Origin of the sequence: Bradyrhizobium sp. PUT101 (genome assembly GCF_052043945.1) — a bacterium.
Taxonomy (GTDB): Bacteria; Pseudomonadota; Alphaproteobacteria; order Rhizobiales; family Xanthobacteraceae; genus Bradyrhizobium.
On the sequence record NZ_CP197207.1, the window covers coordinates 6,961,044 to 6,984,608 of the forward strand.

The window sequence follows — 23,565 nt, forward strand, 5'->3', positions numbered from 1 at the left end:
GTCGCGTCCCTCTAGGCGCTGACCCGGCCGCCGGCGGCGGCGAGGATGGCGTTGATGATCGGCTCGTAGCCGGTGCAGCGGCAGATGTTGCCGGAGATCGCCTCGATCACGTCGGCCCGGCTCGGGGAGGGATTGCGGTCAAGCAGCGCCTTTGCGGCCATCAGCATGCCCGGTGTGCAATAGCCGCACTGGGCGGCAAAATTGTCGGCGAAGGCGCGCTGGAGCGGATGCAGGTTCGGGCCCTGCTTGAGGCCGTCGAGCGTCTCGACGGAGCGACCGGCGACGCTCTCGGCCAGGGTCAGGCAGGAGAGGTGGAGCTCGCCGTCGATCAGCACGCTGCACGTGCCGCAGCCGCCTTGGCCGCAGCCGAATTTTGGGGTCATGTCGCCGATCAGGTCGCGCAGGGCGACCAGCAGGTTGGTGCCGCCGTCGACGAAGATCGCGACGTCCCGAGCGTTGTGACGAAACTGAAGAGGAGTCTTGGACATGGAGCTCTATTCCTGGCCGGACAGCAAACGACGGAGATGCACACCGACGATCTCGCGGCGATACCAGGCGCTGCCGAGCGCATTATCCGACGGCGATGTTCCCTCGGTCGCCGCGGATGCGGCAGCCGCGATGGTCGCGGCATCCAGCGAACGCCCCTCGAGCGCGCGTTCCGCCCCCTTGGCGCGGATCTGCGTCGGCGCCATCGAGCCGAGCGCAACGCGAGCACCGGCAATGCGGCCGCCGCTGACTGGCAGATGAGCGGCAAGCGTGATGACCGAGCCGCCCTTCGGTTTGATGCGGGCAACCTTGCGATAGCGAAAGGCCTCCGCGCTGGCCGGTCGCGTGCAGGAGATTGACAGCACCAAGGCTCCGGATTGCCGCTCGCGTGATTGCAGGAACTCCTCGATCGCGATGTCGCGGGCGCCAAAGCCGCCTTGCACCGCCACCGTGGCGTCGAGCGCCAGCAGCGCCACGGTGAAGTCGCCGTAGGGGTTTGGCGCGAACAGATTGCCCCCGACGGTGCCCATGTTGCGCACAGCGGGGCCTCCGATCGAGCGGGCGGGCGCATGCAGGAAGGCGAGGTCCCGTTCGGCGAGGACGCGCGCGAAAGTGACGCCGGCGCCCAGCGTGATGCGGGGGCCGGACGCATCGATCCGGGCCAGTGCCTGGTCCTGCGCACGAACGATCGTCGAAATCGCGACATCGCCCTCGTTCAGCGCCCGCATCACCAGCGTACCGCCGCCGAGATAGCGGGCGCTGCGATCTGAGGATATCGCCCCGGCCGCTTCGCTGGCGCTGGCAAAGGTCTTTACGGTCACAGCCATGGCTAGGCGGCCTCCTTCAGATGGCGGCGGATCGCTTCGAATCCCGCCTGGTAGATGTCTTCCGCGACCATGTGGGCGATGCGGTCCCTGTCATCGGGCTTCGTGGTGAAGCGGGATTCCCAATGCCAGAAGGTGCGGTCACCATCGGTGACCGGCAGCAGGCGGACATGGGCGACGTAGTTGAACATCGGGATCGGCGTATCGAGCAGACAATAGCTGAAGGTCTGTTCGAGGTCGGACAGCGCGAGCAACTGTTCGCGCAGCTCGGAGCCGTCCTTGAGCTTGAACCGCCTGACGCAGCCGATCTTGTCGGCCGACTGCGCGCGTTCGATGGCGGAGGTCGCGACCGCGGGATGCCAGTGATCGTGCCCGTTGAAATCGCGCAGCACGCTCCACACCGCCTCTGTCGGCGTGTTCAGGATCGTGCTCTTGACGACATGCGGCACGGCTAACCTCCAAACACACGCTTCAAGGCGTCGAAGCCGCCCTGAAACACGCCGCCGCCGATGTTGCTGACGAGCTCCGTCTCGCGCTCCGGCGCGCAATCGAATTCCGCGGTCCATTCCATGAAGGTCTGGTCGCCGTCGGTGACGGGCGTCAGCCGCAGCGTCGCAACGTAGTTCTCGACGCCCATCGGGGATTCCAGGATCGAATAGGTGCAGAACATGTCGTAGTCGGAGAGGCCCAAAAGCTTCTCGCGGATGCGATCGCCGTTGCGCAGGCGGAAATCCCTGACGCAGCCGATCTTGTCGGCGGGCTCGCCACCCTCGATCCGGCTTTCGGCGATGGCCGGATGCCAGTTCGGCAAGCCGTTGAAATCGCGCACCCGTGCCCAGACGCGGTCGTTGCGGGCGTTGACGACGGTGGAGACGTAGACGCGGGCCATGATGCGACCTCAGCTCTTCTTCCTCGGCCCGCGCTCGGCCGGCGGTTCGCCACCGTCGACCGCAGGCGGCGAGGCCACCGGCTTGTCGCCGGCACCGCCGCTCTTGCGTGCGGACTCCTTGATGCCCTGCATGTCGCGGGCCTCCCGGATCAGGCCCGGCATTTTCGAGAGGCTGCCACCCTCGACGCCGATGTCCGACAGGATGGAATCGATCAGCGGCGCCTGAACCCGGTAGCGCAGGGCGGAGTCGATCACCTCGTCGGTGGCGCTGCGGCCGCCATTGCCATTTCCGTGGCCGTTGAGGCCATCGACCTGGAGAATGCGGATGCCCTCGATCTTCTCCATCGGCTTGACGCTCTCGCGCACGATGCCCTCGATGCGGTCGAGCAGCTTGCGCCGGAACAGCGAGTATCGCGCCTGGTCGGTGAGCACGTTCTCGGCCTCGTTGAGCATCCGCTGCGCCTCGGCCTCGACCGCCGAGCGCACGCGCTCGGCTTCGGCCGCGATGCGCGTCTCCTCGGCCTGCTTCTCGGCGAGCAGGATTTCGACGGTCTTGCGCCGCTTGGCGATCTCGCTCTCCCGCGCCGTGACGACGCGCTCGGTAGCTTCCGTCGCGCGCATGCGCGCTTCCTCGGCCGACGCCTTGGCCGCAGATTCCTCCAGGGACTTCAGATGGATCGCAATCGCCTTCTCCATCAGGACGGTCTCGACCTCCTTCTCGCGATTGACCTCGAGCTTGCGCAGCTCGCGCTCGCGGCCGATGCGGGCTTCGTCGAGACCTCGGTCGGAGGCGATGCGGGCACGCTCGACCTCCTCGCGCGCGCCGATTTCGGCTTCCTGCAGCGACTGGACGCGGGCGACCTCGAGCTGTTCGATGGCGCGTCGCCGCTCGATGCGCGCCGCCTCCAGCGCCTGCTCTCGGGAGACATCGGTGGTCTCGACCTCCTTGCGGGCGACGATCTCGGCCTGCTTTACCTGGCGGTCGGCATCGATCCGTTCCGAGCGCTTGGTCGAGAGGGCGATGACGCGGTCCTCGTCGGCAATCTCGATCGCCTTCTTCTGCTCGATGTTGAGCACCTCGCGTTGCCTCGAGGAATTGATACGCTCGGCCTCGAGCGCCAGGTCGACCGTGATACGCTGACGCTCGATCGCGTCGCGACGCTTCAACTCGGCCGCCTCCAATACGCCGGTCCGTTCGATCTCCAGTGCGCGGGTTGCGCGCTCGGCCTGGATGCGTTCGGCCGCAACCGCCTTCTCCTGGGCAATGCGGGCCGCCTCGATCGCCTCGCGCGAGGCGATATCGGCCTCCTCGACGGCGCGGTTGCGGGCGATCTCCAGCGAACGGACACGTTCTTCCTGGGCGATACGCGTCGCCTCGGTGGCCTCGCGTGCGGCGATGCCGGCGACGTCGAGCGCCTGGTTTCGCTCGATTTCCAATTGCCGTGTGTTCTGCTCGGCGGCGATACGCTCGGCGGCGAGCGTTCGCTCTCGGGCGATGCGGGCGGCTTCGACCGCGCGCTGCGCCTCGATCTCGGCCTCCTGGATGATGCGCACCTGCTGGATCTCCAGCGCGCGGGTACGCTCGTCGGAGGAGATGCGCTCGACATTGACGGTCATCGTCTGGGCAATGCGGGCCTTTTCGGTCGCCTCGCGCGCGGCGATTTCGGCTTCGTCGACGGCGCGGGTGCGCTCGATCTCGCGGCGCCTCGTCTCTTCCTCGTTGGCGATCCGCGCATCGGTGACGACGCGGTCCTGCTGAATCCGCGCCTTCTCGATGGCTTCGCGGGCCGCAATCTCGGCTTCCTCGACCGTGCGCATCCGCTCGATCTCGCGCTGGCGCACCTCGCGTTCGGAGGCAATGCGGGTGGTGTCGATCGCGCGCTGGTTGGCGATCCGGGTCTTCTCGATCTCCTCGCGCGCCAGCAGTTCCTTCTCCTCGATGGTGCGGGTCCGTTCGATCTCCTTCTGGCGGGTCTCGCGCTCCGAGGCGATGCGGGTCTCGGCGATCGCCTGGTCATTGGCGATGCGGGCGCGCTCGATGGTCTCGCGGGCAGAGATCTGCGCCTGTTCGGCCTCGGTCTCGCGGAGTGCCCGTTCGCGGGCGACTTCCGTCCGTTGGAGCGCGCGGCGCATCTCGATGTCGCGCTCCTGCTCCAGGCGCGCGGTCTCGCTCTCGCGCTCGATCTCGAGCGCCTGCCGCTCGGCCTCCAGATTGCGGGCGCGGATCTTGATCATCGAGTCCTGCTCGATGTCGTTGCGCAGCTTCCGCTTGGCCTCGATGTCCTGCATCAGCTGGGTCAGACCCTCGGCGTCGAACCGGTTCGAGGGGTTGAAGAATTCGAGGTCGGTCTGATCAAGATCGGTGATGGCGACCGATTCCAGCTCGAGGCCGTTCTGGGCGAGGGCTTCCGCCGCCTCGGTCTTGACGCGCGCGACATAGTCGCCGCGTCGCTCGTGCATCTCTTCCATGGTCATCTCGGAGGCGACCGAGCGGATCGCGGAGATGAATTTTCCGGCGAGCAGCGCATGAAGTTGCTCCGGCGCCATGGTGCGGCGGCCGAGCGTCGCCGCGGCGATCGAGACGGCCTCCCGGGTCGGCTGCACACGGACGTAGAAATCGGCCTCGATGTCGACGCGCATGCGGTCGCGGGTGATCACAGCATCCTGCCGGGAACGCACGACACCCATCGGCAGCACGTTCATGTTGACCGGCGTGAAATCGTGGATGAATGGCAGCACGAAGGCGCCGCCATTGATCACCACGCGTTCGCCGAGGAAACCCGTCCGGACGAACGACGTCTCCTTGGAGGAACGATGGTAGAGCCAGTTCACGATGTAGACGCCAACCACGATCACGACGATCGCGACGATCAGCCAGAGGATCAATTCACCGACCAGCATCCCTGACATCTTTCCCTCCCTCGAACCTTCCGGCGTTACCGCGCGCCGATCGCCTTGAACTGACGTACCTGCTCCGTCAGCGCCCGCTCGACCGGCAGTCGCTCCATCGAGGAGGCGCCGTAGAAGCCGTGGCAATGGCGGGTGTTCTTCATGATGAAATCGGCGTCGGCGGGATCCGCGATCGGACCGCCATGCGCGAGCACCAGAATGTCCGGGTTGACGCTGAGCGCTGCGGAAGCCCAGGTGTCGATACGCGCGGGACAGTCCCCGAGCCTTGGCGCGGTGTGCGCACCGATAGTGCCGCCGGTCGTCAGGCCCATGTGACAGACGATGATGTCGGCGCCGGCGATCGCCATGGCGGTCGCCTCTTTCTCGCTAAACACGTAGGGCGTGGTCAGCATGTCCTTGTCGTGTGCCTTCGCGATCATGTCGATCTCGAGCGCATAGGACATGCCGGTCTCTTCGAGATTGGCCCGGAAGGTGCCGTCGATCAGGCCGACAGTCGGGAAGTTCTGCACGCCTGCAAAACCAAGCGCCTTCAGCTGGTCGAGGAAGACATCCATGTCGCGGAATGGATCGGTGCCGTTGACGCCCGCGAGCACCGGGGTCTGGCCCACCACGGGGAGCACCTCGCAGGCCATCTCCAGCACGATGGCATTGGCGTCGCCGTAGGCCATCAGGCCCGCGAGCGAGCCACGGCCAGCCATACGATAGCGGCCGGAATTGTAGATGACGATGAGATCGACACCGCCAGCTTCTTCGCATTTGGCCGACAGCCCGGTGCCAGCACCTCCACCAACGATCGGCACGCCGCGCCTCGCCATGTCGCGAAACTTCTTCAGGAGGGCTGCGCGTTCAAATCTGGCCATCGGTCACCTCGCTAGTCTCCGTCGCGCGCCAGCGCGGCCGAACAGGGTTCGGAACGCGCCGACGATGGCGGCGGCGAAGTCGGGATCGTTGATGTTCTTGGGGACGCGAATGATCTGCCGGTTGCCGGTCTGCCGCACGTTGCGCTCCAGCGCACGGAACAGGGCAGCGTCAGCCTCCGGGTCCCAGAACGGCTGGCCTCGCGCATCGAGCGCGGAGACGCCGCCCTCCGGCAGGAAGAAGCGCACGGGGCCGTCCATCTGGTTGAGCCGATCGGCGATCCAGCGGCCCATGCGCTCGTTCTCGTCGGCGGTCGTCCGCATCAACGTCACTTGCGGATTGTGAACGTGGAACTTGCGGCTGCGGTATCGTTCGGGAATGGTGTCCGGCGCACCGAAATTGACCATGTCGAGCGCGCCAACCGAGCCGACATAGGGCAGGCGGCTGCGGATAATCGCGCCAAAACGATCTTCCGTCGCAGGAAACACACCCCCCATCAGCAGGTCGCAGATCTCGGTCGTGGTGAGGTCGATCACGCCGGCGAGCTGACCGGACTCGACGAGCTTCTCCATGGAACGGCCACCGACGCCGGTGGCGTGGAACACGAGACATTCGAAATCATCGCGCAGCTCCGCCGCGATCTTCTGAACCGCCGGTGTGGTGACGCCGAACATGGTGATGCCGACCGAGGGCAGGCCGCGTGGCTCGCGCGCCGTTGCGGCGCGCGCCTCGAGCCGCGCCTTCACCATGCCGGCAAGCGCATTGGCACCGTTGGCCAGCACCGCCCGCGAGATCGAGTTCAGCCCCTGCACATCGGTGACCGAGTACATCATGGTGATGTCGGCTGGTCCGACATAGGGCCCGACATCGCCGGAGGCGACGGAGGAGACGATCAGCTTAGGCACGCCGACGGGAAGGGTGCGCATGGCCGGCGCCACCAGCGACGCCGCGCCCGAGCCGCCGGCCGAGATCACACCGGCGACATTGCCCTGGCGCCGCAGCCAACTGGCGAATGCATCGGCCATTGCCGTCACAGCGGTGCCGCGATCCGGGCCGAACACGGCGGAGCCGCCGCGGCCGTGATTCAGCGCGATCTCCTGCGCGGAGACGTCGCACGACGAATGCTTGCCGCTGGTCGACACATCGACCAGCCGCGTGCGCAGTCCACTTTCCGCGATGATGTCGCGGATGTAGCGCAGCTCGGGGCCCTTGGTGTCGAGTGTGCCGACGACCAGCACGACAGGCGGGCCCGAGGTCTGGGCCGCCACCGGCTCGCGCTTGCGCCGCGCCGTGTCGTCGAGCCGTGCGACTTGCGTCGAGAGCGTACGCGCCGCGGCTTCGATGCGCGCGATCGGCACTGGTTGCGACCATCGCGTCGGGAGCGTCGGGTTGGAGACGTAGATGCGAACCGGTCCGTCGCGGCGTGGTGCCGGCGTCGGCTTCGCTTCGGCGGCCAATGCGGCGACGTCGACATCGGGCTCGAGATCGGCGTGAAGCCCGACGCCGAGCAGGCGCTGCTGAAGCTCGCGGTCCGCGGCAAGGCGCGCGGAGTCGATGATGCGGTTGATGCGGCCGTTGACCATGATCGCGACGTTGCGCGAGATTGCGGTGGCGACGCCAATATTCTGCTCGATCACGAGCACCGACATGTCGCCGTCCTCACCGAGCCGCAGCAGCATCTCCTCGACTTGAGTCACGATGACGGGCGCGAGGCCCTCGGTCGGCTCGTCCATGATCAGCAAACGAGGATTGGTGAGCAGTGCGCGCGAGATCGCCAGCATCTGCTGTTCGCCGCCGGAGAGTTGACCGCCGCCGTGATCCTTGCGCTCGGCGAGACGCGGGAAGGTGTCGTAGATGCGCTCGACGGTCCAGGCGCCGGAGCGCATGCCTCCCGCGAGCCGCAGATGCTCGTCGACGCTCAGCGAGCGCCAGAGCCGGCGGCCTTGCGGCACATAGCCGACGCCGAGACGGGCGATCTGCGCCGGCGGCCTCCGTGTGATGTCCTCGCCATGGGCGCGAATTGAGCCGCCGCTCACCTCCACCAGACCCATGATGGCCTTGCACAGGGTGGACTTGCCCATGCCGTTGCGGCCGACAACGGAGAACACGCCGCTCTCCAGCGTGAGATCGACTCCTTGCAGCGCGTGGGAGTGGCCGTAATAGACGTCGAGGCCGCGGACCTCGAGTGCTGCACTGCTGCGGCGGGCCTCATTCATGGCCGCCTCCGAGATAGAGCTCTTGCACTTGGGGATCCGACTGGATCTCCTCCGGCAGGCCCTCCTTGAAGATGCGGCCGTTGTGCATCATCGTGACGCTCTCGACGACGCGCAAGGCAACGTCCATGTCATGCTCGATGATGATGTAGCCGATATGCGCGGGCAGCGAGGTCAGGATCTCGATCAGTTCGGCCCGTTCGGTCGGCGACAGGCCAGCAGCCGGCTCGTCAAACAGGACGAAGCGCGGCGCGCCGGCGAGCGCGAGCGCGATCTCGAGCTGGCGCTGCTGGCCGTGCGCGAGCTCGGCCACGCGCTGGTCCTTCACGGCGGAAAGATGCACGGCCTGCACGAGGTTGTCCGCCGCATGCATCAAGACATCGTTCTGTCCCGGACGCAGGAACGAAAAGCGCCCGCGCGAGACGCCGCGGCAGGCGAGATAGACGTTGTCCTGCACGGTGAGGCCGGGGAACAGCGCCGAGATCTGATAGGTCCGGCGTAGCCCGCGGCGGATGCGTTCATAGGGCGGGAAGTGCGTGACGTCCTCGCCGAAGAAGCGGATGGTGCCGGAGGAGGGCGGGAAGTCGCCGGTGATGCAGTTGAACAGCGTGGTCTTGCCAGCGCCGTTCGAGCCGAGCACGGCGCGCCGCTCGCCCGGACGCACGGTGATGGTGACGTCGCTCAGCGCCGACAGCGCGCCGAACAGCCGTGTCACTCCTCGCAGCTCGAGAGCGGCACCGGCGCCAACGGCGGAGAGGCGTTGAGCGATGCTATCCATGGCCGCGTCCTCCGCCTGGGCGATCCGTTCGGGGGCGCTGGCTCTGACGCCAACGCTGCCATAGGCCGATGACGCCATCCGACGACCAGAACACGATGGCGAGGAAGCCGAGCCCGATCAGCAGGCGGAAGCGGTTGCCGTCGAGCCCAAGCCGGACCAGGAAGTCGAGCGCGAAGGTGCGGAGCAGCACGAAGATCAGCGCGCCGATGAAGGGACCGATCGGGCGCGTGATGCCGCCGACGACCGCGATGATCAGCACGTCGATGCAGGCGCCGACGCTGACCGTGCCCGGCGAAATCTGCCGATAGTTCCAGACCTGGAGGACGCCGGCGAGCGCAGCCACGAAGGAGGCGAACGCATAGGCTGCGACGCGGTGGGCGTTGACGTTGAAGCCGAGCGCGGCCATGCGTCGCGGATTGTCACGCACCCCCTGAAGTGCAAGTCCGAAGGGCGCGCGCGAGAGGTATTCGACCGCGAAATAGCAGAGCGCGGCGACCGCGAGCACGACATAGTAGAAGGGAATGTCAGCGCGCCAGTTGACGCCCCAGAAGTGCGGCGTCGCCACGGTATTGATGCCGGTATGGCCGTTGAAGATCGCCCAGTTCTGGTTAGTGAAATAGTAGAAGGCCGCGCCGATCGCGAGCGTGATCATGATGGTGTAGATGCCTTCGGTGCGCACCGCGAGCGCGCCGCCGAGCGTGCCGAAGGCGGTCGCCAGCGCCAACGCCATCGGCACAGCGAGCCACCATGGCCAGCCGAGGCTGATATTGGCGTTGCCGCTGACGCCGAACACGGCGACCATATAGGCCGAGAAACCGGCGATGGTGAGCTGCATCAGGCTGACCATGCCGCCATAGCCGGCGAGGAACATCAGGCTCAGTGCCATGATGCCGAGGATCAGCGTAGTCGCAAAAATTTCGATCAGGAAGAATCCGTTGGCGATCAACGGCATGATCAGGAGAACGGCCGCGACGATCCAGGCGGCGGGATGGTTGACTTCCGGCCATAACCGCGTCGGGCGTTCCGCCACGGCGGCGGGGCGAACGGCAACGCGGGCATCGTGAGCGAGCGACATCTTAGCGCCTCGCCAACAGGCCTTGCGGCCGAATCGCCAGCACCAGCACCATGATCAGGAAGGTCACGACGATGGCGTAGGTCGGGATGTAGACCGAGCCGAGCTGCTCGGCGAGGCCGATGATCAGCGCGCCGAGGGCCGCACCGGGGATCGAGCCCATTCCGCCGACGATCACGACGACGAGGGAAGCCAGCAGGAAGCGAATGTCCTCGCCCGGCGACAATGACTGGAAGGTGCCGCCGACGACGCCAGCGATACCGGCGAGTCCGGCGCCGAACGCGAACACCAGAACGAAGACGAGCTGGATACGCACACCGGTCGCAGCCAGAATATCGCGATCGTCGACGCCGGCGCGGATGATCATGCCGATCCGGGTGCGGTTGAGCGCGAGCCACATCGCCACGCCGATGACCACGGACGCCACGAAGATCACGAGCCGCACCGAGGGATATCTGAGATAGACCGGCTCGCCGGAGGATTTGATCGCGGTGATCAGTGGCAGCTCCACCGGCCCGATCAGCCAGTTCGGGGTCTGGATCTGGTAGAAGTCGCCGCCGCAGGCCCACAGCATGAGGTCGGCGAACACGATCGAAAGCCCGATCGTCACCATGGTCTGCCTGAGATCCTGTCCCTCCATTCGGCGGAATACGATGACCTGAAGCAGGACACCGACGAGGGCGGTCAGGATGAAGGCGGCGATGAAGCTGAGGACCCAGGACCCGGTCGAGGCGCTGACGGCGTAGCCGACATAGCCGCCGAACAGATAGAGCGAGCCGTGGGCGAGATTGACATTGCGCATCAGGCCGAAGATCAGCGTGAAGCCGCTGGCGACGAGGAAGTAGAGGCCCCCGAGCGTGATGCCGTTGAAGACGGCGTTGAGGAAGACGCGCTTGCGGCCGACGGCCTGTTCGAGACCCGGCGGCCAGATCGCGAAGATCAGCCAGAGCGCGACGGCTATGGCAATGATCACGATCAGCGCCCAAGCGGGATGGCGTTCGACAAAGCGGCTCATATGCGCCGTCCGGTTGTCCGGGCCACAGGCCGAAGGTTCACTGAATGCAGGTCGAACAGCCTTGCAGCGGCTGCAGGCCTTGCCATGGACGTGCGCTCCCGTCGGTCGCGATCATCTCGGGATCGCGTTGCCTACATCCTACCCGGGCGGCGACGGCGGCGTTTGATCGTGAGTATCTTTTCGTGGCCCGCGCTCAGGCGCGCAAAACCTTGGCTGCGCGACGATAATCGGTCGGGGCCATCCCCACATTGGCGGCGAAGAAGCGGGTGAATCCACTTTGCGAGGAGAAGCCGAGATCGTAGCCGATGTCGGCGATCGGCGTTTCGCTCGCGACCAGCGCTTCGAGCGCCTGTTCCATGATCAGCGTATTGAGATAGAGGTTCGGCGTGAGGCCGGTCTGCACGCGGAACAATCGGTAGAAGTGGGGCCGCGACAGGCCGGATTCGCGCGCGATGGTGTCAAGCTCGATCTCGGCGCCGGGGCTTTCCGACATCATCTTGATGCATTTGCGCACGCGAAAGTCGGTGACGGAGCCGCTTGCGCGCGGATCGCGCGCGATATCGGCCTGCTGCCAGCTCTCATCATAGCAGATATCGATCAGCCTCCTCAGCTCGGAATCGAGACTGGAGAGCGATGGTGCGCCGCACACGAGCGCGGCGGTCCGCCTGATATGCTTGTCGAGTGCAGGAGTACGCCTGAACTGGGTGCGGCCGAAGCGCAGCCGGTCGCTGCCCGAAGCATCGGGCGCAAACCATTCGGCGTTGACGTAGAGTACGAAAAAGATGGCGCCGCCATCGAGATCGGCCGGCAGGAAGTTGTGCGGCTCCCACGGATTGACGGCGACGACGGACGATTCGGTGAGATCAAAATGCCCGTTGGAGACATCAATGCATGCGGGCATGCCGCCGACATGAAAGATCAGATGACCTTCACGATGGGCGTGGATATTGAAAGGGCGGTTCAACTGGTAAACCGTCGCCCGGCCGAACCGGCCATGGAAGACGGCGAGCGCACGGCTCATGCCTTCCCCTCCCGAATGTTCTCTTTTCGGCCAGCGTTCAACAACGCCGACGAGATTGCAAGAGCGGAGAGCGACCGCGTCAGCAAGTCGCCCCCGATTGCGTACTGCCGAGGTGATGCGTCAGTACTTCTTACATTCCGGGACGGTACGGCTCGGCAGTCCGATCTTGGAGAAGACGGCCGGATCGTAGCCGAGCGTCTGGTTCACGTTCGGAATCACCTTCACGACCTTGCTGAACAGCGCGCCCTTGCCGTCGTCGACGACCTCGGTAACGAAGTTGGTGCCAATCGCCTGGCGGTTGGAGTCGAGCTTGATTTTGCCGTTCGGCGCATCGAGCTCGATCTTCGCCAGCGCTTCCTTGAATTTCGCCTGGTTGTTGGAGAGGTCGCCATTGACTTGGCGCAGCGCGAGGATCAGCGCCATGGTTGAATCATAGTAGTTGGTGGCCAGCAGCGAAGGGCTTGGGAAACGCTTGTTGGGCGGGAAGGCATCCTGATAGGCCTTCACGAACTTCTGCCAGCCTGGATCCTCCCAGGTGTCGGCTTGGCCGCTCGCCGCAATGGTTCCGATCAGCGCGTTCTTGGCGTTGCCCTTGGACGAGAGGATGGTTTGGTCGATCATGATGGATCCGCCCATCAGATGGGCCTTGCCGCCGGCCTGTTGATACTGGTTGAGGAAGTTGACGGCGTCGGCGCCGCCGAGACCGAGATAGATCGCATCGACGTCGTCGGGCAGGGCGGCGATGACCGAGGCGAAATCCTTGGTGCCGAGCGGAACCCATTGTCGGTTGGTGACCTGTCCGCCCAGGCCGCAGAATTCAAGCACAAGCCCGAACACCTGGGTGTAGATGAAGGAATAGTCCTCGCCAACCGTCGCGATCTTACGATACTTCTTTTCTTCATAGGCGTATTTGCCGAGACCGACCTGCCACTGCGCGCCGTCCATATTGTAGCGGAAGAAGTTCGGGGCCGGATCGACATAGGTGGTTTCCTGCGCGCCGGACGCTGCGTTGATGAAGGTCAGCTCGGGATGGGTTTTCGCAAAGTTCTTTACCGCGATGCCCTCGTCGCCGGAGAGCGGCGAGAGCAGGATCTGGACCTTGTCCTGCTCGATCAGCTTGCGCACAGCACGCACGGCTGAGTCCGGCGTTGCATCGGTCGAGGCGACGATGAATTCGAGCTCCTTATCGCCGATCTTCTTGCCCAACACATTAAGTGCCGTCTGATGGCCGCGCATCCCATCTTCGCCAAGCACTGTGTAAGTGCCTTCGAGTGTTGCGGTCACGCCCACCTTGATCTTTTCCTGGGCGATTGCTGCGCCTGAAAGAAACAGGCTGCTCAACGCGAGCAGTCCCATGCTGCATTTCGACATTTGCTCCTCCCCTGTGTCGTCGTTTTGTTGCCGCGCCGACCTGCGCGACGCCCGTGGCTCTCGAAGGCCTCGGCTTTAGAGGGAAGCTAGCCGAAGTCGAATGCGGTGCACGCATCGATGTCTCGTTCGGCTTGACTGGCAGTCTCATTTTTGAATGCTGCGGCGCAGGTGGTTTTCGCGGTGCAGCAGGCGCTCGTGCCGCAGAAAGATCCTGTCGCGGTCGGCCTGAACAAGTCGTCGTCCGCCGATGATCGTGATGCCGATCCGCGCACCGACGATTGCCGCGGCGGAATCGCCAAGCGCAACGCGTCGCGAACCAGGACCCGATCGACCCTGACCAAACCGCTCGTAGCTGGCGCTGATTGATTGCGCGAGCGCAACTCGGTTCGAGCATTCGAGCAGGGCATCGAGCTGGCGTAGGCGAGCCTACGATCACCAGTGCCTCAATAAACGTCCTGACCCGAGAGCGTTACTACGGTCCGGATCATGATGCGAATGTCCAACCAAATGCTCCAATTGGTGACATACCAGACATCGTACTCAACGCGTTTCTTCATCAGCTCGATGGTCGGTGTCTCGCCGCGGAGACCGTTCACCTGAGCCCAACCCGTAAGGCCGGGTTTGACATGGCGACGACAGGCATAGTTGCCAATCATCTGATCGTAGTAGTTGTCATGCGCGAGAGCGTGCGGCCGCGGACCCACCAGCGACATTTCTCCGCGCAGCACGTTCCACAGCTGAGGCAACTCGTCGATGCTGGTCTTGCGTAAGATCCGCCCGACCCGGGTAACCCGCGCATCCTGTTTGCTGGCCTGCTTGATCTCGGAGCCATTCTCCGACACCGTCATGCTGCGGAACTTCCAGATATCAAACAACTCGCCGTTGAAGCCCCGGCGTGTCTGACGGAAAATGATGCTGCCTGGCGAATCGAGCCTGACTAGGAGCGCCGTCATGGCGAGTAGAGGTGCGAGGCATAGAAGGCCGAGCGAGGCTAGACAGATATCGACGCTGCGCTTCAAGGCTCGTTCGCTGACCGAAAGAGGCGCTCTCTGGACTTCGATCACCACAGAGTCGCCTACGGGCGTGAACGGCCGCGACACAAGGTCGGCGATCTCAAGATCTGGCAGGAGACGAACCGGATCTGGTACCTGGCGCAGAGATTGGCTGAGGCGCTGAAACAGCGGCAGATCGCGCCAATTGAAGGCCAGAAGGAATTCGTCGACGCCTGCTCCGCGCGAATTTCGAATGATGTTCGCCAGCTCGCGCTCCATTGCTGCGTCGTCAGACTTCAACGTAGCGTCCAGAACGAAGTGGCGTACCACCTGAAAGCCGTTCCTACGCAAATCCTTGAAGCGGATTGCGGTAAAGTCGAGCGGCTCTCCGCTGATCAACACGACCCTTCGTTTGACGGAGTGTCTCCGCGCGAAAGAAGAGATCAGAGCGAATCGCAAGATCACGCGATGCGCGCCGAGACCAGCGAGGCCGATTACTGCGAACAGAACGATGGTGATACGGGACAGCTCGGCGGTCGATCTCAGCAGGAAGGCAGAGAATACAAGAATCGCAAGCGAGAGAAGCCAGACGGATGAGGCCTTCCGCAACTGCCAGTTCGTATTGGTCAGGTTGTGGTTATCGTAGCATCCCCTGAAAAACGCGATCGCGACGAATGCGGTCGCCACAAGCAACGCGACACCGACGGAAAGTTCTCGCTCGGCCAGTGTCGTTATGAACTTGCGGTGAACTAGGTTGGCGGCGACATAGCTGAGCAAAATGAGCAGGAAGTCGCCTGCCATAACGGCAAATTGAAGCGGTCTCTGTAGTGAGACGCCGCGTCTTATCAACATCGAGGATGAGGACTTCGAACCGTATGTGGTTAATGACATTAAATGCCTCATTCCAAAAAACGTCACGTGGCAATGCATTGGCTAAAGCGAGGGTGCGTTCAAAAGCCTAGATCGAGAGGTTACAGGTCCGATGATATCGGTGTAGCTCCTCGCGACATTTCGAAGACGGCGATCGCAAATATGAACTGTACCTAGTGTACCTATCGCGGCGCCAAGGTCCGCAGACACGGCGAGGGTCCGGCTGCAGTGCGTCGCGTGCTGGTGGCTGTAACAGGAAGCGGAGACTCAGCCAGGGGTGGGGGTGGGTCTGCGACAAACTGCGCTGTGCTGCCCGAAAAGAAGTAGAGTGTTGACCAATTGGGGGAGAGCTCGACCCAGTTGCTGTTGCCGGCCCCCCGATTATTGGCGCCGCTGTGCGGCGAGTCCGAAGAACGCCACCAGTCGGCTCCAACGTTGGCAACCACTTTCATTTCGGGGTCGGTCGTCTTCATGTCTATCTGAACGTAGACAGAATCGACAGCTCCGGCGGCGAAGCCGCCGCGTCTCACGAGCCACATCAGGTCGTTGCGGCCGGGAGGGGGACCGTCAACAAGGGTAGCTCCATCCGTCTGAACTTCAATCTTCATCTCGACAGCAGCATTCTTGGGGACCATCGCATCAAAATGCGCTCCGACGAACTCATTCTCTGCCTGATCCTGTACCAGGATCCATTCCTTCGTGCTGCGAAGGCGTACATATGTCTTTCCGTTGGCGACGAGGATCTTGCCGTCCTTGTTCGGTGTGGTCGTCCCAAACTTTGGAAATATTGATGCCATTCCGCTGACGGCAGTGAAGTCGGCGGGAGGTTCGCCGTTCTCGGGCTTTGAGGCGCCGTTGCACCAGGAAGTAGTCTTGGGGACACCTGCTGGATATGCCTGGCTGTAACCAATGCTGTTTTGCTCGATGACACTCGAGGCGAGACCCACGGAGGTGACGGCGTTCGATCCCCCGCTGGCCGCATCGGCACTCTTCGGAGAGACGGCCAGAATTCCGATGAGACCGAGTGGCAGGAGCAAGCCCGAGACGGATCGCTCGAGGATGTAAATCATGCGCGCAATAGCAGCGGGCGGCGAGCAGGACGGGATCAAATGGGAGGTGCCAGACATAGACCGACCCATAACCAGTTAAACGTCTTTTCATATCGTAGGCATTGGTGGCGCTGCAGAGTTGACGAACGTCAAGAATGGGCATGCGATTTGGGGTGCCGATAGATCGGTGCACGCCTGGAGCCGTAATGCTCGTCACGCCCGGTCTAAACGTTTGCGACTCTGCAGGTTGCTCCAGCGCACCTTGGCCAGTGCTCCCATGGTCAGGGCGAAAGCCAAAAGGCAGTCGTTCGATAAGGCTTGGACTGCTGTGATTGGATAGGCAAGCATGGCGCGTGAACCGGAGTTGATCGACTGAAGCCAGATCTCTTCCGCGAGTGGAGATTCGGCGGTTCCGTTTGTGGTGGTGTGTTTTTGCTCTCTCGAGGTGGAGGCAGGTCCATCCGGCTCATTCGGGATGAAGTTCTCGCCGCTCCGCGTTGGTGTGGGAGGGCGCGTGGGCGGCGTCTCCCTCACCAAGTCGCGCAGCGGCGGAGCTGGGTTCGCGCGAAAGCCATCAGCGTTCATGGAATAGAATCCGATCGTCTTCCACTGGGTCGAAAGTTCGATCCAGTTGGTGCTACCGACGCCTGGATTATTGCTGTGATCGTCGAGATAGGGCGCTTGCGCGTCGCGCCACCAGTCGGCGCCTACCATAGCCACGAGATGCAAGTTCGGATCGGTGACCCTCATCTCCATTTGAACGTAGACGGCATCCACCGCACCGGCCGGGTAAGTTCCGCGCGCCTTGTACCAGAAGTGGTTGTTGTAACCGGCCGGGGGCACATCAAAAGCGATCGTCGCACCGGTCAGAGGGGTCGCCTTCATGGGAATGGCGACGTTGCCAGCGAAATCCGGGACGAAATGTCCCCCAGTCAGCTGCGTTCTCGACTGGTCCTGGACTAACGTCCATTCGCCGGCTTGTTTGATGCGAACGTAGGTCTTGGCGTTGGCGACCTCGACCGTCGCGCCCGGATTTGAATAGGGTGGTGCCCCTACCTTCGGATAGATTTGTCCCCAGCCTTCGACCGCGGTGAAATCTGCGGGCGGCGACCAGAGCCCGCCATCGTTCCAACCTTGGTACCAATTATAGCTCGGAGGCACGCCTGCGGGAAAGCCTTCGCTGTTCCCGGGAGTGTTCTGCCTGATGAGTTCGGAAAGTGAGAACTCCATCAATTACGCTTTCTTGCTCGCGCCGGACGAGTTGCGTTCCAGCCATTTCGGAGACGTAAACCGGCCCGCGTAAGAAAAGAACAGCGCCATCGACGTGAAATTGTCGATGAGGTTTTCGGAGAGAAAGTAGATGAGAAGCACTGTGTACATCGTCTTGGCAGCCCGATCCTTCAGTGAAAACACGATGCTGAAGACGAAGACGACGAAAACAATGCAATTCAGAAGTCCATACTCTGCCAAGACGCGCAGATAGTCATTGTGCGGCGGTAGCGGCAAGACGGTAAGGATGCCGGTCTGACTCGCACCATATCCGAACAATATTCCGCCGAGCCCCAGCGACGAGTATATCTGCCAGATGTTCGTCCAATGGCTGATGCGGAAGAACGCGGACATGTCCGTCGTTCCGGTCAAATCGATCAATTGCTTCGTCGTCATTCTGGCGACAGTGCTGGGGTCGAGGCTCCAGATGACCGAGATTGCGTTCAAACCTGTCATCAGTCGATCGAGCGCGCCCAGGGCGTAGGCGGCGACGCTGGCGCACGCCAACAGGATGATCACGACGAAGATTTGTGGTCGCAATGGAAAAAAGGACCAGAGGCCAATCGAGATGATGGTCGCCAGGGCGGGCCCGACACGGTTCATGATCGCGGCGTTTACGAACTGGGCAATCAAGACCTTATTTCCGAACCAGGGAGAAAGGGCAAACAGTAAGGCGGAGAAGTATAGCGCTGCCGTATTTGTGTTCGGAAAGTAGGAGAACACGTCGGGATACTCGATGCCGGTGTAGACTTGAGTCTGGCCGATCGCCTTGAACAGGAGCGGCAGTGCCGCAAGCACGTAGATGCAACGCTTTTCGGCTGGCTGTATCTGCTCGGCCATGCCGCGGCCGGCGACGTAGAATGAGTAGATTGAGACGAGCTTCAACCCATCGGATAGCTCAAAGGAACCAAAGTTCACCAGGTAGCTGGCACCTGTGAAGATGCAGGCAAGCGCCAAGAGAAGGTTGTAGAAGTAGCTCCTGTCGTTCGCGATCAGCACGTGGCGCGCAGACCACAGGATCAGAAGCAGGCTCGTCGAATTGCTCAGGACGTTGAATATGGTCGATCCGGTGAAGTGATAGAGAAAGGTCAGGAAGTTCAGGAACACAAGGCCAAAGCAGGTCACCACGAAGAAGCGACCGTGCATGGTCATCGAACCGGAAGCGAGGTGCGGTGTACCCTCTCTTCCCAGAGCCAGATCGTTCACGGCAGGCGTACTCCGCGCTTCTGAAGGTTTCGGTTCCGCGGCGCCACTCCGAGCGGGAGCGACCTGCCAGGGACCGACCGGTCGGCCCAAGTTGTCGGGAATTGCCAAGTCTGAGTTGACGGTCGTCAATACCTGCCCGAACGCTTCGGTAGACCCTAAGCCGTCAAAAGAAGTGGAGCCGGCGGTGGAACGTGACACGAGCAGTGCATTCGCCAGAGCGTTCGGTCTGCTATGGCGGCGGCAATGGGTCATATATCTGTGCCTATTGCTGACGTCCGGCGCGGCCTTTCTCTACTACGCAGCGGTTGGAGACCGTTACGAGGCATATGTCTTGCTCCGTGCCGGGCAGGGGATCAAGGAGCGATCTTCGAGCAACGCAGCCTCGCCATTCGGGGAAGGCGTTGACCTCCAAAGTCGAATGGAATCCCTGTCGCGCATCGCCAAGATCGATCTTGTCATCCTGGAGGCGGCGAAGAACGTCGGCTACGAGAGGCTATCGTCCGACGCAAATCCAACGCTTCTGGCCAGGTTTATGGCCTGGGGCAAGGAGATTGATCTTCGGGACGTGTTCGCCAAGGAATCTGCAGAACCGAAGGCGCGGGCGAAGCCCGTCGACGAGACCGAAGAGGATATCGAGCGTAACCAGGCGGGGATTCTCAGCTTGCGAGACCGCGTGAATGCGAAACAGGAGGGGCGCTCTGATCTATTGAGGATAACGTTCCGTCACAAGAATCCGGTGGTCGCCGCGAGCTATTTGAACGAGCTCGCGAGCGCATTGGTCACGGTGCAAAGCCTGGACGTGCAAATGCCAGGTGCACAGGAGTTCTTCCAGCAACAAACGAAGCGGCTGGAGGAGGAGGCCGAGATCGCAGCTGCGGGCCTGAAGCGCTTCTCCGTCGAAGCCTCAATCTATGCCGTCGACGACCAGCGGCAGCTGCTGCTCAAACGCGCTAGCGATCTGTCTGCGCTGATTGCCACGACGCGAGGAGCGATCGAGGACAAGAAGGGACAGAAACTGTCGATCGCCGATCAGTTGGCCATATTGCGGCCCGTTGCCCAGAACAAGGCCGTAAGTCGGATGGTGACTACGCTCGGAGGGCAAGACGGCCGTAAGAGTCTTGATTCGGTCGCCAAGCCGCCTGAGCATTTTGAGGAGCAGCCGCCGATACTTCTGATCAAGGTTTACCAGGACAACATGGCAACGCTGATGAAGCTGAATGCCGAACTCAATGGGCAGACGGAGCTCCTGAATCAACTCGGCATGGAGCTCGAGAAGGTGAACGCGGAGCTGGCCTCGCTTTCCGCGAAGGAAGCAGAGTACGGAAGATTGAAACGAGTTCTCACGACCGCATCGTCTGCCGCTGCACAGTATGCAGCTCGTATTCTCGAAGAGCAGATCAGCTCCGAGGTTGCCAAGAAGAGCCAGCTCTCCAGCCTTAGAGTGGTGCAGAAGGCCATAACGCCGACAGCGCCTGTGTTTCCGCAGGTCTCGCATCTGATCGCGTTGGCGGCCGCTGGCGGAGTGCTGCTCGGCTTAGGCGCCATCTTCGGTCCCGCGCTTGCCAAGACCACCATGCATCCGGCGTCGAGCTCGGTCACCGGCGCTGAAGATCACGATCCTATCAAGAGCTTGTTAATGGCTGCTCAAAGAGGAGATGGCGTGAGGGGGCTACATGCTGCCGGGCGGGCCGACTACGAGGAGGGCGGTGTCGGGAGTGATGCGCGATCATCCAGAATGCCTCCGTTAAGGGGGTGAGAACAGTGATGTCATGCGCGCGCCGTGTGAGACGTCGGTAGCCGCCGCCGGTACCAAGGGCAATCCCGACATGAAAATATTCAGCATTTGTTGTGTTCGAGACGAGAACGACATTGTCGGCGAGACGCTGAAAGCGGCTCTCGAATGGAGCGATCGGATCTTCGTTTTCGACAATGGAAGCACCGATGGAACCTGGGAGACGCTTCAGGACCTCGCGAAGTGCTATCCCAAGATCGAGCTCGTTGGCCACGACGATCGCACGTTCACCGATGAACTCCGCGGAGAGATATTTGAGGCCCGACGGTATGTAGCGTCGCCGGGGGACTGGTGGTGCAGGCTCGATGCCGACGAGTTCTTTATCGATGACCCGACACAGTTTCTTGGGAACGTGCCCCAAAGCTATGGCTTCGTCTTTTCGGCAACAATGAACTTCTACTTCACGGATGCCGATTTGAAGAACTACGAAGAGAATCCGGCGGCATGGCTCGCCCGTCCCGTGCAAGAGCGGCTCAGATACTATCAGAACAATTGGAGCGAGCCGCGCTTCGTTCGCCATCGGAGGGATCTGCGCTGGGGTGGACTGATCTGGCCCCACAACCGCGGGCGGACATTGTCATCGCGGATACGTTTGAAGCATTTCCCATATCGCTCGCCGGCGCAGATATCCAAGCGACTGGCGATACGCCAACAACAGCCGGGACTGTTCAAGCACGAGGCGAACCGAGCGCTCGCGAAGGGTGGGCGGTCTGACTGGATAGATAAGGACCCGATGCCCGTGCATGAGCTGGCCTCCTGGCGCGATCGCGTGAGGGAGGCGGCCGAATGTGACGTTGATCGGGGCGATGGAATGTTCCTCACGCGCGATGACCTGATGCCTCCACTTCCATCGCCGGCCGTGGATCTGGTGAAGGTCGGCCTGCGGCGGACCCAGGTGGGGAGAGCAATGTTGTCAACGCTCGTGAGATGGCGTCGAAGCCAATTCGGCTGGCGGTGAGCCGTTTGCTCCACCTGCTCAAGATCAACGGCCTGGCCGCTTGACTGAAATTGGCAGGAGCATCGTTTGTGAGGTCGGCCAGCTACGAAAGTCGCCGTCATCATCCGATTTGGCGGAGTTCCTTTAATCTCGTTTAGTGAGGCTTGTTCTGGATGTCGGGGCGAACGAGGGGCAGTTCGCGCACGATGAATGCGAGCAAGAACGCGGCTATGAGTTCGATAGCCAACCAGACCGAAATTGGTCGGAACAGCATCTACGAATCCGAAGTAGTTCGCATCGACAAAGGTCAAGATCGCCACGCTCGATTCGTGTTTTGAGGAGTTTGCCGGCAAGCGTGTATTCTTGAAGGTTGATACGCAGGGAATTTGGGAAGGCGTCCGCGCGGGGGTGTAAACTCGAATTGCTGATCCATCTCTATGAGGATACCTGGAAGTTCGACGAAGCGCTCCGCCTCATGCGCGAGGCTGGCTTTACGTTGAGCCAGTTGCGTCCGGTGACGTATTACTCCCGGGATCCCCGCGTCGCTGCTCGAGGTAGATTGCCTGCTTAGGCGGACTGACTACGCCCAATGGGTTTAGCGACGACTAATTGCTGAACATTTCTGGAATCGCCCCGAATCTGCAATTAGGCGCCCACTCGCCGAGAAAAGACGTTCGAGTTCGGGAAGCCGAACAGCAACCAGTAGCGCCATAGTGCTATGATAAGCGACGTCAGCAGGATTGCTGCTCCGGCGCCATGGAGTCCGGCAATCGGCAGCAGCGCCAGTTGCACTAACACCAGAATGCCTACCGAGGCCAGGTTCGTGACCGTTGTCAGACGGTCCAAATGCGCTGTAAACAAGGCCAAGGCGCCGAAATCGGCCATATAGCGGACCGCCAGTCCAGCTACGATTAACCAGAATGCCGGCCACTGGGCGACGAGCGCAGGCTGAGCGACCCATGGCAGGAGCACCTGGAAAGTCAATCCGATCACCGTGCTGAGCGCAGCAGTCGCGAGTGCGGTTGTCTGCAGGAAGCGCCAGGCCAACTGGCGGTGCGCGGAGGGGCCGCTAGTCCGATATGCGCTGATCAGCGATGGGCGTTGCTTTTGTTGGAGGACGAGAGCCAGGAAGGTGGTTGCAGAATTGCCGACCGTCCAGAAGAGGAAGTAGATGCCGGCGACTTTCAAACCCAGGAACAGTGTGATCAGGTAGCGGTCGATATATTGGCTCGTAATAAAGCCGAGGTCGCTCAGCAGCATGAGGAAGGACTTCTGGATCGCGTCGGTGATTACCGCAAGTCTGAACGGCTGAGAGAAGGATGCCAGCCATGGCCATGACCGGCTCAGGGATGCGAACAGCCCCACCGAGGCAACGCCTCCCAACAACCAGAAACCGAACAGATACGTAAGAGATCTGAAGCTGGGGTCCCAGATAGCGAGTGGAACATAAATCAGGATCCAGGCCGCACCGCGGATGAAGCTGATGCCGTTTGCCCAGACGTGGCGCTGCAGGCTGGAAAGGAGGTAGAAAATGTCGTTGCCAACATGCTCGAACATGATCACGGCGACGATGATGATCCAGAGAGGCGGCGTGCCGAAGAGGACGGTGACCAGCGTCGTGATCGTCAGAAGGACGGCGTACGCAAAGGCCACGAAGCACCAATGGTGGCGCATGCCGTCGATCGTTTCGCTGGTGGAGGCCGTGACGGCGTCGCGCATCAGCAGGTGGTTCATGCCAAGATTGACCACGGTTGGAACGGCTGCGATCGCGCCGGCGGCGAGGCCATAAAGACCCAGCGACGACAAGTCGAGATAGCGGGCAATGAACAGGGCGAGACCGAATTTGCAGCCCATGACGCTCGCCCGCATGGCCATGACCATGAGATCGACGAGGAGGCGGCTGGGTGAGCCGGGCAGAGCTGGTGTGCTCATGATGCAGGCAGTGAATTAGGCATAACGTCACCATCGCCTTGATCTTGCGTTCGGTCCGCTTGATCGGAAAACCAGTGAATC

General features: G+C 62.3%; 20 protein-coding genes. 3 read left to right on the top strand and 17 right to left on the bottom strand.

Features of this window, described 5'->3' with window-relative positions:
* Window positions 1-11: 11 nt before the first annotated feature.
* The 12 genes from ACSHT2_RS33140 to ACSHT2_RS33195 all read right to left on the bottom strand — a co-directional run bounded on the left by ACSHT2_RS33140 (window position 12) and on the right by ACSHT2_RS33195 (window position 13,437).
* A complete protein-coding gene (locus ACSHT2_RS33140; RefSeq protein WP_440639200.1) occupies window positions 12-488 on the bottom strand; it encodes a (2Fe-2S)-binding protein in 477 nt (158 codons plus the stop codon).
* A 6-nt stretch (window positions 489-494) separates the two neighbouring features.
* Complete coding sequence (locus ACSHT2_RS33145) at window positions 495-1,313, bottom strand: FAD binding domain-containing protein (protein ID WP_440639201.1); 819 nt, start codon at window positions 1,311-1,313, stop codon at window positions 495-497.
* 2 nt (window positions 1,314-1,315) lie between these two features.
* Window positions 1,316-1,759, bottom strand: a complete 444-nt coding sequence (locus ACSHT2_RS33150; protein WP_440639203.1) for an SRPBCC family protein — start codon at window positions 1,757-1,759, stop codon at window positions 1,316-1,318.
* Window positions 1,760-1,761: 2 nt separating this feature from the next.
* On the bottom strand, window positions 1,762-2,199 hold the full coding sequence (locus ACSHT2_RS33155; protein WP_018318067.1) for an SRPBCC family protein: 438 nt from the start codon (window positions 2,197-2,199) through the stop codon (window positions 1,762-1,764).
* Window positions 2,200-2,208: 9 nt separating this feature from the next.
* Entirely contained in the window at window positions 2,209-5,109 is a 2,901-nt protein-coding gene (locus ACSHT2_RS33160; protein ID WP_440639205.1) for a flotillin domain-containing protein, read from the bottom strand.
* Between the two features lie 26 nt (window positions 5,110-5,135).
* Complete coding sequence (locus tag ACSHT2_RS33165; RefSeq protein WP_440639206.1) at window positions 5,136-5,969, bottom strand: phosphoenolpyruvate hydrolase family protein; 834 nt, start codon at window positions 5,967-5,969, stop codon at window positions 5,136-5,138.
* A gap of 3 nt (window positions 5,970-5,972) precedes the next feature.
* Entirely contained in the window at window positions 5,973-8,183 is a 2,211-nt protein-coding gene (locus ACSHT2_RS33170) for an ABC transporter permease (RefSeq protein ID WP_440639207.1), read from the bottom strand.
* Window positions 8,176-8,958 carry an ABC transporter ATP-binding protein gene (locus ACSHT2_RS33175; RefSeq protein ID WP_440639208.1) on the bottom strand — a complete coding sequence of 261 codons (783 nt, stop codon included), beginning with the start codon at window positions 8,956-8,958 and terminating at the stop codon, window positions 8,176-8,178. The genes ACSHT2_RS33170 and ACSHT2_RS33175 overlap by 8 nt, the downstream gene beginning before the upstream one ends.
* On the bottom strand, window positions 8,951-10,033 hold the full coding sequence (locus tag ACSHT2_RS33180) for a branched-chain amino acid ABC transporter permease (RefSeq protein ID WP_440639209.1): 1,083 nt from the start codon (window positions 10,031-10,033) through the stop codon (window positions 8,951-8,953). Before ACSHT2_RS33180 ends, ACSHT2_RS33175 begins: the two co-directional genes overlap by 8 nt.
* A gap of 1 nt (window position 10,034) precedes the next feature.
* Window positions 10,035-11,045, bottom strand: coding sequence for a branched-chain amino acid ABC transporter permease (locus tag ACSHT2_RS33185; RefSeq protein ID WP_440639211.1), 1,011 nt, complete (start codon window positions 11,043-11,045; stop codon window positions 10,035-10,037).
* Window positions 11,046-11,238: 193 nt separating this feature from the next.
* Complete coding sequence (locus tag ACSHT2_RS33190) at window positions 11,239-12,066, bottom strand: helix-turn-helix domain-containing protein (protein WP_440639213.1); 828 nt, start codon at window positions 12,064-12,066, stop codon at window positions 11,239-11,241.
* Window positions 12,067-12,186: 120 nt separating this feature from the next.
* The gene (locus ACSHT2_RS33195) at window positions 12,187-13,437 is read right to left on the bottom strand and encodes an ABC transporter substrate-binding protein (protein WP_440639214.1); all 1,251 of its coding nucleotides are present in this window, start codon (window positions 13,435-13,437) and stop codon (window positions 12,187-12,189) included.
* Window positions 13,438-13,587: 150 nt separating this feature from the next.
* Here ACSHT2_RS33195 and ACSHT2_RS33200 point away from each other — a divergent pair, with 150 nt between their 5' ends.
* The gene (locus ACSHT2_RS33200; RefSeq protein WP_440639215.1) at window positions 13,588-13,803 is read left to right on the top strand and encodes a hypothetical protein; all 216 of its coding nucleotides are present in this window, start codon (window positions 13,588-13,590) and stop codon (window positions 13,801-13,803) included.
* A 77-nt stretch (window positions 13,804-13,880) separates the two neighbouring features.
* Here ACSHT2_RS33200 and ACSHT2_RS33205 read toward each other — a convergent pair whose 3' ends face one another.
* The 4 genes from ACSHT2_RS33205 to ACSHT2_RS33220 form a co-directional block, all read right to left on the bottom strand.
* Window positions 13,881-15,230: an undecaprenyl-phosphate glucose phosphotransferase gene (locus ACSHT2_RS33205; RefSeq protein ID WP_440639216.1), complete on the bottom strand. Its 1,350-nt coding sequence runs from the start codon at window positions 15,228-15,230 to the stop codon at window positions 13,881-13,883.
* A gap of 251 nt (window positions 15,231-15,481) precedes the next feature.
* Window positions 15,482-16,369 carry a hypothetical protein gene (locus ACSHT2_RS33210; protein ID WP_440639218.1) on the bottom strand — a complete coding sequence of 296 codons (888 nt, stop codon included), beginning with the start codon at window positions 16,367-16,369 and terminating at the stop codon, window positions 15,482-15,484.
* A gap of 192 nt (window positions 16,370-16,561) precedes the next feature.
* Complete coding sequence (locus tag ACSHT2_RS33215) at window positions 16,562-17,581, bottom strand: hypothetical protein (protein WP_440639220.1); 1,020 nt, start codon at window positions 17,579-17,581, stop codon at window positions 16,562-16,564.
* Entirely contained in the window at window positions 17,582-18,823 is a 1,242-nt protein-coding gene (locus ACSHT2_RS33220) for an O-antigen ligase family protein (protein WP_440639221.1), read from the bottom strand. It lies immediately after the preceding gene.
* A 115-nt stretch (window positions 18,824-18,938) separates the two neighbouring features.
* On the opposite strand from ACSHT2_RS33220, the gene ACSHT2_RS33225 reads away from it, so the two are divergent.
* Together ACSHT2_RS33225 and ACSHT2_RS33230 are read left to right on the top strand one after the other, a co-directional pair.
* Window positions 18,939-20,579, top strand: a complete 1,641-nt coding sequence (locus tag ACSHT2_RS33225) for a hypothetical protein (RefSeq protein ID WP_440639222.1) — start codon at window positions 18,939-18,941, stop codon at window positions 20,577-20,579.
* Window positions 20,580-20,592: 13 nt separating this feature from the next.
* Window positions 20,593-21,573: a glycosyltransferase family 2 protein gene (locus tag ACSHT2_RS33230; protein WP_440639223.1), complete on the top strand. Its 981-nt coding sequence runs from the start codon at window positions 20,593-20,595 to the stop codon at window positions 21,571-21,573.
* Between the two features lie 624 nt (window positions 21,574-22,197).
* Here ACSHT2_RS33230 and ACSHT2_RS33235 read toward each other — a convergent pair.
* Complete coding sequence (locus ACSHT2_RS33235; protein ID WP_440639225.1) at window positions 22,198-23,484, bottom strand: lipopolysaccharide biosynthesis protein; 1,287 nt, start codon at window positions 23,482-23,484, stop codon at window positions 22,198-22,200.
* Window positions 23,485-23,565: the final 81 nt, after the last annotated feature.